Origin of the sequence: Streptomyces sp. (assembly GCF_031178505.1) — a bacterium.
GTDB classification, from domain to species: Bacteria; Actinomycetota; Actinomycetes; order Streptomycetales; family Streptomycetaceae; genus Streptomyces; species Streptomyces gulbargensis.
This window is the reverse complement of sequence record NZ_JAPSIW010000162.1, coordinates 1-11056: the sequence shown is the minus strand read 5'-3', so window position 1 is coordinate 11056 and position 11056 is coordinate 1. Positions and strand designations below refer to the sequence as shown.

Genomic DNA, 11056 nt, shown 5'->3' with positions numbered 1-11056 from the left:
TCCGGTACAGGAACCGGCCCTCCACCCCGTCCAGGGGATGCTGGTCGATGCCGTCGTAGAGCTCCGCGTACCGGGCGAGCTCCCCGAACACCTCCTCGGTGGGCGCGGAGGACTCGAACAACCAGCGTTCGAACTCCTTGAACAGGGCGGACGTGGTGAACTCTCGCCGGCTGCGCATCGTGAGCCAGTACGTCAGGAACACGTCGAGACGGCTCCGGGTGATACGGCCGGTGGTCTGCTCGGAGCGCCATTCGTCCTGGTCGAAAGGGGCCCAGTACGTGGCGTAGAGCCGATCGACGTCCGCGCCGGCGTGTTCGGCGGTGCGGAACAGGAGGTTCTTGATGAGGTCCGCGTGCTCCAGCGGGGTCCCGCGGCTGTTGAGCGTCTCGAAGACGACCTGGGCGTCGTCGTGCTTCTCCAGGTCGATGACGACGAGGCGCAGGTGCTCCCGCATCGTCTGCACCAGTGCGTCGAGCCGTTCGCCGGGCTGGGGAACTTCGGCCACCCAGGTGTCGATCTCCTGCCGGAAGTAGGCGACGGCCTCGGCGAGCCGCCCGCGTCCGGGTTGTCCTGCCATCACGGCCCTGAACTCGTCACGGTCGGCGTTGGTCGGCCAGACCTTGTAGAGGTGATCGGGGTTCTTGTCCCGGTCGAACAAGTCCTGGTCGTTCTCCAGGAACTTCCGCAACAGCCGGACCGAGCGCTCGTGTGCGAGCGAGGTGGCGGAAAGCCGGGCCGCGAACAGGAACAGCTGGAGTGTCGTCAGACGCTGCTGGCCGTCGATGACCTGGCGGGTCTCCAGGTTCGACGACGGGTAGGGCGTCTGGTCGAAGACCACGGCACCGAGGAAGTGAGGCGCCACCGTGTCCCCGGTGCGCGCCGCGCGCTCGGCCCGTTCGACCGCGCGACGGATGTCCTCCCAGAGAGCCGACCAGTTGTCGTCGCGGTTCCAGACGTAGGGCCGCTGGAACAGTGGCACGGTGTAGCGGACGTCCTTGCCGAAAATCCGCCGCAGGTCGACCGTATCCGCCCGCATGGTTCCCCCTCACCTTGTGTACGGGCCCACACCGTAGCGACCTGGCGCGGCCGTCCGCAGGGGATGCGTGGATCTTCAGCCACTCGGTACGAGCGGTGGACCGGCGTGGCCGGAGGGGGTGCACGGGCAGCACCGGCCCCCAACACCATGTCGTGATTCCGCCAGCGCGGGCCGCGCCCCCGGCGGAGAGTCGGGTACCGGCCCGTGGACGATCGCGGGTCCGGTCGGCTCGGCGCTCTGTGGAAGGTGCGGCACATGCACGTCGTTCCCGGGATCAAGGTTCTGTACTTCGGAACTCCCGTGGTGCTCATCAGTTCGCTCAACGAGGACGGCACGGCGAACCTCGCGCCGATGTCGTCCGCCTGGTGGCTCGGGCAGTCCTGCATGCTCGGGCTCGGGAACAGCGCCCGGACCACGGAGAACCTGCTGCGGGACGGGGAGTGCGTGCTCAATCTGCCGTCGGCGGCGATGGCCGGGGCCGTCGACCGGCTCGCGCTCACCACGGGGCGGCCGGACGTGCCGGAGCGCAAGGCCGGGCAGGGCTACCGGTACGAGCCCGACAAGTTCGGGGTGGCGGGCCTGACCGAGCAGGCGTCGGAGCTGGTGGGGGCGCCCCGGGTGGCGGAGTGTCCCGTGCAGCTGGAGTGCCGGGTCGTGTCGGCCCATCCGTTCGGGGGGACGGACACGCGGGCCACCGCCTTCGAGGTCCAGGTGCTCCGGACGCACGTGGAGGAGGAGCTGGTCATCCCGGGGACGCGGTACGTGGACCCGGTCGGCTGGGACCCGTTGATCATGAAGTTCTGCGAGTTCTTCGGCGGCGGGGAGCAGCTGCGCCCCTCGCGGCTCGCCGGGGGATGGGCCATGCCGCACCGGCGCCCGCCCGCCTCCGTCTGACACCCGGGGCCGCCGGTCAGTCCAGGACCTCCACCCTCCAGAACGGGGTCCGGTCGTCCGTGCGGACCAGGACCGGCTTCGGGCCGGGCGTGCGGGGCTCGAAGAGGTCCCGGCCGAGGGCCAGGCCGCGCCGGTCGATCACGTACGTGCCGTCGCGCAGGTCCGCGAGCGAGGTGAGCGTGATGGTGCCCTCGGCGTCCACGTACTGGAGGCGCCACACGGAGGCCTCCGTGGTGTCCGGGCGGACGGTGGCCGGCGCGCGGTCCGTGCCGGCCGCGGCGATCACCTCGTCCGTACCCTTCAGGGCGAAGCGGAAGCCGCCGTCCGTCAGGCTCACGGACCATTCGGCGGCGCGTTCCCCCGGCGCCGGGAGGGCGACGAGCCCTCCGTCCAGGACCCCCACCGGGACCCCCTTGGCGTACAGCTTGACGACCTTTCCGGCGTCCGACATCGCTCCTCCTGAGCTGGTTCCGGCTGCGGCATATGCCCCGATCCTGCCCGGAACGCCCGGTTCCGGGCCGGAGAACACGCGCGGCCGTCGCCCGTGTCGGTCATCCGGGGCAGCCCGCGGGGGCCGTTCGGCGCGCACCGCGCCCCCGGGAGGTCCCCCGGTGTACGGGTGGGGCATGACCATCCCCGTGCACCAGCTCAGCGACCCGGCCGTCCGCGCCTTCGTCACCGCCCTCAACGCCCACGACGAGGAGGCGCTCCTCCACACCCTCACCCCCGACGCCACCATGTCCGACGACGGTTCCGACCGTGATCTGCGGAAGTGGCTCGACAACGAGGTGTTCGCCTCGCGGGGCCACATGGACGTCGAGAAGGAGACCGACGGCGGGCGCTCGCTCGTCGCCCGCTACCGCAACGACACCTCGGGCGAGATGCGGACCGCCTGGCGCTTCACCGTCGAGGACGGCCGGGTGTCACGCTTCGAGGCCGGCCAGGCCTGAGGCGGTGGGCGACGGGGCGCCTGCCGCCCGCAGGCCTCAGGCGGTGGGCCACGGGGCGCCTCCCGCCCGCAGGGCCTGAGGTGGTCGCCCCGGGCCGCCGGCCCGAGGCGCCCCCTCAGCCCCGGCCGATGTACGGCATCGACGTCGCCATCACCGTCGCGAACTGGACGTTCGCCTCCAGCGGCAGCCCCGCCATGTGCACCACCGTCGCCGCCACGTCCGCCGCGTCCATCACCGGCTCCGGCGCCAGCCGGCCGTCCGCCTGGAGGATGCCGGTCTGCATGCGGGCGGTCATCTCCGTCGCCGCGTTCCCGATGTCGATCTGGCCGCAGGCGATCCGGTACGGGCGGCCGTCCAGCGACAGGGACTTCGTCAGGCCCGTCATCGCGTGCTTCGTCGCCGTGTAGGCGACCGAGTGCGGACGCGGCACGTGCGCCGAGATCGAGCCGTTGTTGATGATCCGGCCACCCTGCGGGTCCTGCTCCTTCATCGCCCGGAAGGCCGCCTGGGCGCACAGGAACGCGCCCGTGAGGTTGACGTCGACCACCGCGCGCCAGGTCTGCGGGTCCAGGTCCTCCACCGGGACGCCGCCGCCCGCGAACGTACCGGCGTTGTTGAACAGCAGGTCGACGCGCCCGTACCGGTCCCGTACCGCCGAGAAGAGGGCGGCCACCCGCGCGGCGGACGTGACGTCCGTCGGCACGCACAGGAAGTCACCGTCGGGGAGGGCCGCCGCCGTCTCCCGCAGGGCCTCCTCCCGGCGGCCCGCCAGGGCCACCGACCAGCCCGTCTCCGCGAGCGCCAGCGCCACGCTCCGGCCGATGCCCGAACCCGCTCCCGTCACCACTGCGATGCTCATGGCCGCGCAGCGTACGCCAGACACGTGCCCCATGAACTCATCCGTCCGACACGTGGATGTCCTGTCCCCGACAACAGGATGACGTCCCGCGCGCCTCGAATACCGGACGGACATCATCCGTCAGGGGAGGGGCACATGACCCAGGGACAGCAGCACGACCAGGAACTCCGCGCCGCCGCGCGCCACTTCGGCCGCCGCCGGTTCCTCACCGTCACCGGCGCCGCCGCCGCGCTCGCCTTCGCCACCCAGCTGCCCGCGGCCGGCGCCGCGGCCGCCGCCGAACTCGACGCCCGCCGCCTCACCGAGGACCCGTTCACCCTCGGGGTCGCCTCCGGAGACCCGCTGCCCGGCTCCGTCCTCCTCTGGACCCGGCTCGCGCCGCGCCCCTTCGAGCCGGGCGGCGGACTGCCCGCCCGCCGGGTCTCCGTCCACTGGGAACTCGCCCGCGACGAACGCTTCACCCGCACGGTCCGGCGCGGACGGGCCACCGCGCACCCCGAGTTCAGCCACACCGTCCACGCCGAGGTCGAGCACCTGGAGCCGGGCCGCGAGTTCTTCTACCGCTTCCGGGCCGGCGACTGGACCAGCCCGGTCGGCCGCACCCGTACCGCCCCCGCCCCCGGGGACCGGCCCGCCGGGCTCACCCTGGCCGCCGTCTCCTGCCAGGCCTACCACGACGGCTACTTCACCGCCTACCGCCACCTGGCCGACGAGGACCTCGACGTCGTCCTCCACCTCGGCGACTACCTGTACGAGTACGCCGTGAACGCCACCGGCGGCGCCCGCGCCTACACCGACCGCACCCTGCCGGCCGTCTTCAACCGCGAGACGATCACCCTGGAGGACTACCGGCTCCGCTACGGCCTCTACAAGACCGACCCCGACCTGCGGGCCGCCCACGCCGCCCACCCCTTCGTCGTCACCTGGGACGACCACGAGACCGAGAACAACTACGCCGGCGGCACGCCCGAGAACGGCGTCCCGCCCGAGGAGTTCCTGCTCCGCCGCGCCGCCGCCTACCGCGCCTACTGGGAGCACCAGCCGCTGCGCCGACCCCAGCTGCCCGAGGGCCCGGACATGCGGCTGTACCGGCGGCTGCGCTTCGGGCGCCTCGCCCAGTTCGACATCCTCGACACCCGCCAGTACCGCTCCGACCAGGCGTACGGGGACGGCTGGCAGGTCCCCGGCCCCGCCTCCGAGGACCCGGCGCGCACCATGACCGGCGCGGCGCAGGAACGCTGGCTGCTCGACGGCTGGCGCGCCTCCGGTGCCCGCTGGAACCTCCTGCCGCAGCAGGTCGTGTTCTCCGAGCGCCGCGACCGGCCCACCGCCGACTTCAAGGTGTCCATGGACGCCTGGGACGGCTACCCGGCCTCCCGGCGGCGGATCCTCGCGGGCGCGGCGGCGGCCGGGGTGGAGAACCTGATGGTGCTCACCGGGGACGTCCACGTCGGTCACGGCTTCGACATCAAGGCCGACTTCCGCGATCCGTCCTCCCGGACCCTCGGCACCGAGATCGTCGCCACCTCCGTCGCCAGCGGCAAGGACGGCGCCGACCGCCCCGCGAACCACGACCGGCTGATGCAGGCCAACGCGCACCTGAAGTTCTTCAACGGGCGGCGGGGTTACGTCACGGTGGCCCTCACCGAGGACAGCGCCCGCGCCGACTTCCGTACGGTCCCGTACGTGACGACCCCGGGCGCCCCCGTCACCACCGCCGCCTCCTTCGTCACGGAGGCGGGGAACCAGGGCCTCAGGCCGGTGTGACGGCCGGGCCCCCGGCGGTGCGGCGGCCCGGACCTCAGGCCGGTGTGACGGCCGGGGCCCGGGCCGGCCGGCCTCAGGCCGGTGTGACGACCGGCCCGGCGCGGCCCGCCACGGCCGGCGGCGGGACGGTCCCGGCCTCCCGGGGGTAGCGGACGCCGACGCGCTCGCGCACCGCGTCGAGCGTCCGCATCACCGCGAGCGTGCCCTCCAGCGGCACCAGCGGCGACTCCTTCTCACCCGCGCGCAGGCACCGCATCACCTCGGCCGCCTCGTGCCGCAGCGAGTGCGGATCGTCCGCGTTCACGAACTCCTCCGGCTCCGCGGCCCCGTTCCGCACCAGCGTGAACCGCTCGGGGAAGAAGAAGCCGCGCGGAACGTCGATCCGGCCCTCCGTCCCCGTCACCGAGGCCGTCAGCGGAGTGTCCGCGACGAGCGAGCAGGACAGCAGCGCCGACGCGCCGGACTCCCAGCCCAGCAGCATGCCGGTGTTGAGGTCCACCCCCTCGGGGGAGAGCAGCGCGTGCGCCTGGACGGCGGACGGCTCGCCGAGCAGCAGCTGCGCGAACGACACCGGGTACACCCCGAGGTCGAGCAGCGCCCCGCCGCCCACGGCCGGGTCGCGCAGCCGGTGGTCCGGACCGAACGGCCCCGCGAGCCCGAAGTCCGCCTGGACGGTGCGGACCTCGCCGATCGCCCCGTCCCGCACCAGCTCGGCCAGCCGCCGGATCAGCGGATTGCAGTACATCCACATGGCCTCCATCAGGAAGAGGCCCCGGTCCCGGGCGATTCCCACCAGCTCCTCCGCCTCACCGGAGTTGAGCGTGAAGGCCTTCTCGCAGAGGACCGCCTTCCCCGCCTCCAGGGCGCGCCCGGCCGCCTCCCGGTGTGCGTGGTGCGGCGTCGCGACGTACACGACGTCCACCTCCGCGTCGGTGAAGAGGCCCGCCCAGTCCCCGTACGCCCGGGGAATCCCGAACCGGTCCGCGAAGGCCCGCGCCGACGCCTCCGTACGGGACGCCACCGCCACGACCTCCGCGCCCTCCAGGTCCCGCAGATCCGAGGTGAACCGCTCCGCTATCCCACCGGTCGCGAGCACGCCCCAGCGCACTGTCCGGTTCCCGACCTTGTTCCCGTCCATCCCCACCCCACAGGTCTCGACCATGCCGATCGAGCTGAGAGCATAGGCAAGGATTCAACGAAATGGAGCTGTCGATGCCGGAGAGCGGCAAGACCACGACGCACGGACCCATATCCCCGACCCCCGACCCGGCCGCCCCCGAGGCGGACGGGGATGCCGCCGCCTCCGCCTCGGCGGGCCCCGGCGCGACCGCCACGGCCGCCGCCACTCCGGCCCCCGCCGCCGCGCTCCGGCGGACCGGTCTGCTCGTCACCCTCGTCCTCGGCGGCCTCACGGCCCTCCCGCCGCTCTCCATGGACATGTACCTCCCGGCCCTGCCGGAGGTCACCCGCGCCCTCCACGCCCCCGCCGCCACCATCCAGCTCACGCTCACCGCCTGCCTCGCCGGCATGGCCGTCGGCCAGCTCGTCGTCGGGCCGATGAGCGACAAGTGGGGGCGCCGCCGGCCGCTCCTCGCCGGCATGGTCGTGTACGTCCTCGCCACCGCCGTGTGCGCCCTCGCCCCGACCGCCGAGCTGCTCATCGCCTTCCGGCTGCTCCAGGGACTCGCGGGCGCCGCCGCCATCGTCATCGCCCGCGCCGTCGTCCGCGACCTGTACGACGGCGTCGAGATGGCCCGCTTCTTCTCCACCCTCATGCTGATCTCGGGGGCCGCGCCCATCGTCGCCCCGCTCATCGGCGGCCAGATCCTGCGGATCACCGACTGGCGGGGCGTCTTCCACGTCCTCGCCGTGATCGGTCTCCTGCTCACCGTCGTCGTCTGGCGCTTCCTCGGCGAGACGCTGCCCGCCGAACGCCGCCACCAGGGCGGCGTGGCCGACGCCCTGCGGACGATGCGCGGCCTGCTCGCCGACCGGGTCTTCACCGGCTACATGCTGGCCGGCGGCCTCGCCTTCGCCGCGCTCTTCGCCTACATCACCGCCTCGCCCTACGTGGTCCAGGAGATCTACGGCGCCTCGCCGCAGACCTTCAGCCTCCTCTTCGGCCTCAACTCGGTCGGCCTCGTCGCCGTCGGCCAGATCAACGGCAAGCTGCTCGTCGGCCGCGTCAGCCTGGACAAGGTGCTCGGCTGGGGGCTCGCGGCCATCCTGCTCGCCGCCGTCGCGCTGCTGCTCATGACCACCGGGGTCTTCGGTGAGCCCGGACTGGTGCCGATCGCGGCCGGACTCTTCGTCCTGATGTCGGCGATGGGCCTCGCCATGCCCAACACCAACGCGCAGGCGCTCATGCGCACCCCGCACGCCGCCGGTTCCGCCTCCGCGCTCCTCGGCACCTCCTCGTTCCTCATCGGCGCGATCGCCTCCCCGCTCGTCGGCATCGCCGGTGAACGGACGGCGGTGCCGATGGCCGCCGTGCAGCTGGCCTGCGCCGTCCTCGCCCTCGGCTGCTTCCTCGGCCTCTGCCGCCCCTGGCGGCGCCCGGCGGCCACCGGCGACTGAGGCCCCGGAGCCGAGGAGCCGGCCCCCGGACCCGGGGAGCCGGCTCCCGGAAGGCGCCGGTGAGGGGGCGGTCCGGGGGGCCGGTTCCGGAGGCGCGGGGGCGCCTAGACTGTCTCGGTGAACGCCTCTCCTCCCTCCGCCGAGTCCCTGCGCGCCGCCCTCGCCGGGCTCCTCGACGGGCTGCCGCCCTCCCAGGCCGCGAAGGCCGTCGAGCGGCTCATCACCAACTACCGGGGGACCACCCCGACGGACGCCCCCGTGCTGCGCGACCGCTCCGACGTCGCCGCCTACGCCGCGTACCGGATGCCCGCCACCTTCGAGGCGGTACGGGGCGCCCTCGCCGCGCTGCGCGACGCGGCGCCCGACTGGACGCCCGGCACGCACACGGACATCGGCGGCGGCACCGGCGCGGCGAGCTGGGCCGTCGCCGGGGCCTGGGAGGACAACCCGCCCCGGACCACCGTCCTGGACTGGGCCGAGCCGGCCCTCGCGCTCGGCCGCGAACTCGCCCGGGGCGTCCTCGACGCCGAGTGGCGGCGCGAACGGATCGGCTCGGCGCTGCGCCTCACCGGCACGGACCTCGTCACCGTCTCGTACGTGCTCAAGGAACTGACCGGGGCCGACCGGACCGCCCTCGTCACCGAGGCGGCCCGCGCCGCCCGGGGCGCGGTCGTCATCGTCGAGCCCGGCACCCCCGACGGCTACGAGCGGATCATCGCCGCCCGTGACCTGCTCGTCGGCGCCGGCTTCACGGTCGCCGCGCCCTGCCCCCACAGCGGGGCCTGCCCGATCGTGCCCGGCACCGACTGGTGCCACTTCTCCGCCCGGGTCACCCGCTCCTCGCTGCACCGCCGGGTGAAGGGCGGTTCCCTGCCGTACGAGGACGAAAAGTTCGCGTACGTGGCGGCGGTCCGGTTCCCGGTGACCCCGGCGCCCGCCCGTGTCACTCGCAGGCCGCAGATCCGCAAGGGCCAGGTGCTCCTGGAGCTCTGCGGCCCGGACGGGCTCGGGCGCGAGACCGTCACCAAGCGGCACGGCGCGCTCTACAAGGAGGCCAGGGACGCCGAGTGGGGCGACCCCTGGCCTCCCGGGGAACCGGCCTGACCCGGTCCCCGACGGGAGGACACCCCCTAGGGCCGCAGCTCCTGCGTGCAGCACTTCACGCTGCCGCCGCCCTTGAGCAGCTCGCTGAGGTCCATGCCGATCGGCTCGAAGCCGCGGCGCCGCAGCGGTTCGAAGAGGCCCGCCGCCGTCTGTGGGAACAGCACGTGGCGGCCGTCGCTGACCGCGTTCAGGCCGAGCGCCGCCGCGTCCTCCTCGGTGGCGAGCAGGGCGTCGGGGAAGAGGCGGGCGAGGACCGCGCGGCTGCCGGGGGAGAAGGCGGCGGGGTAGTACATGACCTCGTCGCGGGCGTCGTCCAGGACGCACAGCGCGGTGTCCAGGTGGTAGTAGCGCGGGTCCACCAGCTCCAGGCCGATCACCGGGCGGCCGAAGAACTCCTGGGCCTCGTCGTGCGAGAGCGGGCTGGAGCGGAAGCCGCGCCCGGCGAGGATCCAGGAGGAGGTGACGGCGAAGTCGCCCTCGCCCTCGTTCACGTGGTCCGGCTCCCGCAGGTCCTCCTCCGCCCAGCCGTTCCCGCGGAACCAGGCCAGGTGGACGGCCGCCTCGTCGGCGCGCTCGGGGTACGCGAACTTCGCGCCGAGGACCCGGCCGTCGACGACGGTGGCGCCGTTCGCGGCGAACACCATGTCGGGCAGGGCGGGGTGCGGGTCGAGCAGCTCCACGGTGTGGCCGAGCGAGCGGTAGCGGTCGCGGAGGTCCTCCCACTGGGCGAGGGCCAGCGGCAGGTCGACCGGTTTCGTGGGGTCCATCCACGGGTTGATGGAGTACGTCACCGAGAAGTGCGTGGGTGGGCACATCAGGTAACGGCGGGGCGAGGGCGTGCGCGGAGTGGGGCGCAATGCGGGCTCCTCACGAACGGACGGACGGAAGAACCGAGAATCGGTGACCCCATGGTCCGCTCCCGGCGGCCCGCGCGCTGTGGACCGTTCGGGTGGTTCCGGGCGGTGCCGCCGGGTCATCGGCGGGACGCGGGGAGACCGGTGAGGGCAGGGGGACCGGTGGGGCGGGGGAGACGCGCGGACCGGCGCCGGCCCGCCCCCCACAGGCGAGACGTAGCGTCTCGCCGACTGCTAGATTGAGGACCATGTCCCCCGAGTCCCAGACCCCCGAGACGCCCCCCGCTCCCACGGCCCCCGGGGCACCCGCGACGCCCCGGAAGGCCAAGGCGCCCGATGCCTCCCGCCGCAGCGAGCGCTCCCGCCGCGCCATCTTCGACGCCGCCCTCGCCCTCGTCTCCGAGACCGGCTACGCGAAGACCACCGTCGAGGGCATCGCCGCCCGCGCCGGTGTCGGCAAGCAGACCATCTACCGCTGGTGGCCCTCCAAGGCCGCCGTCCTCCTCGACGCCTTCCTCGACCTCGCGGCCCGCGCGAACGAGGCCCTCGGCGGCACCGCCGAGAGTGAGATCCCCGACACCGGCGACCTCGCCGCCGACCTGAAGTACGTCCTGCGCGCCACCGTCGACGAGATGAACGACCCCGCCTTCGAGGTGCCCTCCCGGGCCCTGGCGGCCGAGGGGATCGTCGACCCCGACCTCGGCGCCCGCTTCACCGAGGCGCTGCTCGAACCCCAGCTCGCGTATTACACGCGCCGCATCGAGGCCGCCCGGCGGGCGGGCGACATCGCCCCGGACACCGACCCGCGCCTCGCCGTCGAGCTGCTCGTCGGCCCCCTCCACCACCGCTGGATCCACCGCACCCTGCCGCTCACCCACGCCTACGCCGACGCCCTGGTCGACCAGGTCCTGCGCGGCCTGGCGCCGCGCCCCTGAGGGCTCGGGCCGGCTCCCGCGGGCCCCTTCCCCCGGGCCGCCCGGTCCCGCGTTTCCGCACCCCGCTTCCCCACTCCGGT

The 11056-nt window shown here is 73.8% G+C and carries 11 protein-coding genes; 6 read left to right on the top strand and 5 right to left on the bottom strand.

From position 1 onward, the window contains the following. Window positions 1-1036, bottom strand: a 1036-nt coding sequence (locus RIF68_RS13910) for a DUF262 domain-containing protein (protein WP_309051540.1), incomplete at its 3' end; no start/stop codon positions are given. 255 nt (window positions 1037-1291) lie between these two features. Between RIF68_RS13910 and RIF68_RS13905 the strand changes: the two genes are divergently transcribed. Then, window positions 1292-1930, top strand: a complete 639-nt coding sequence (locus tag RIF68_RS13905; protein ID WP_309051539.1) for a flavin reductase family protein — start codon at window positions 1292-1294, stop codon at window positions 1928-1930. Window positions 1931-1946: 16 nt separating this feature from the next. Here RIF68_RS13905 and RIF68_RS13900 read toward each other — a convergent pair whose 3' ends face one another. Further along, window positions 1947-2381: a hypothetical protein gene (locus tag RIF68_RS13900; protein WP_309051538.1), complete on the bottom strand. Its 435-nt coding sequence runs from the start codon at window positions 2379-2381 to the stop codon at window positions 1947-1949. Window positions 2382-2556: 175 nt separating this feature from the next. On the opposite strand from RIF68_RS13900, the gene RIF68_RS13895 reads away from it, so the two are divergent. After that, complete coding sequence (locus tag RIF68_RS13895; RefSeq protein WP_309051537.1) at window positions 2557-2880, top strand: nuclear transport factor 2 family protein; 324 nt, start codon at window positions 2557-2559, stop codon at window positions 2878-2880. Between the two features lie 115 nt (window positions 2881-2995). Here RIF68_RS13895 and RIF68_RS13890 read toward each other — a convergent pair whose 3' ends face one another. Continuing rightward, window positions 2996-3772 (bottom strand): SDR family oxidoreductase, encoded by a 777-nt coding sequence (locus tag RIF68_RS13890; protein WP_309051536.1) that lies wholly within the window; start codon window positions 3770-3772, stop codon window positions 2996-2998. Between the two features lie 102 nt (window positions 3773-3874). Between RIF68_RS13890 and RIF68_RS13885 the strand changes: the two genes are divergently transcribed. Then, window positions 3875-5506 carry an alkaline phosphatase D family protein gene (locus RIF68_RS13885; protein ID WP_309051535.1) on the top strand — a complete coding sequence of 544 codons (1632 nt, stop codon included), beginning with the start codon at window positions 3875-3877 and terminating at the stop codon, window positions 5504-5506. 73 nt (window positions 5507-5579) lie between these two features. Here the strand turns inward: RIF68_RS13885 and RIF68_RS13880 are convergent, their stop codons facing one another. Further along, window positions 5580-6668, bottom strand: coding sequence for a Gfo/Idh/MocA family oxidoreductase (locus RIF68_RS13880; RefSeq protein WP_309051534.1), 1089 nt, complete (start codon window positions 6666-6668; stop codon window positions 5580-5582). A gap of 50 nt (window positions 6669-6718) precedes the next feature. On the opposite strand from RIF68_RS13880, the gene RIF68_RS13875 reads away from it, so the two are divergent. Both RIF68_RS13875 and RIF68_RS13870 read left to right on the top strand, forming a co-directional pair. Then, a complete protein-coding gene (locus RIF68_RS13875) occupies window positions 6719-8083 on the top strand; it encodes a Bcr/CflA family multidrug efflux MFS transporter (protein ID WP_375165054.1) in 1365 nt (454 codons plus the stop codon). Between the two features lie 117 nt (window positions 8084-8200). Continuing rightward, window positions 8201-9187, top strand: a complete 987-nt coding sequence (locus RIF68_RS13870; RefSeq protein WP_309051532.1) for a small ribosomal subunit Rsm22 family protein — start codon at window positions 8201-8203, stop codon at window positions 9185-9187. Between the two features lie 26 nt (window positions 9188-9213). Here RIF68_RS13870 and ddaH read toward each other — a convergent pair whose 3' ends face one another. After that, on the bottom strand, window positions 9214-10044 hold the full coding sequence (gene ddaH / locus RIF68_RS13865) for a dimethylargininase (RefSeq protein WP_375165053.1): 831 nt from the start codon (window positions 10042-10044) through the stop codon (window positions 9214-9216). Window positions 10045-10289: 245 nt separating this feature from the next. Between ddaH and RIF68_RS13860 the strand changes: the two genes are divergently transcribed. Beyond that, window positions 10290-10976, top strand: a complete 687-nt coding sequence (locus RIF68_RS13860; protein WP_309051531.1) for a TetR/AcrR family transcriptional regulator — start codon at window positions 10290-10292, stop codon at window positions 10974-10976. Window positions 10977-11056: the final 80 nt, after the last annotated feature.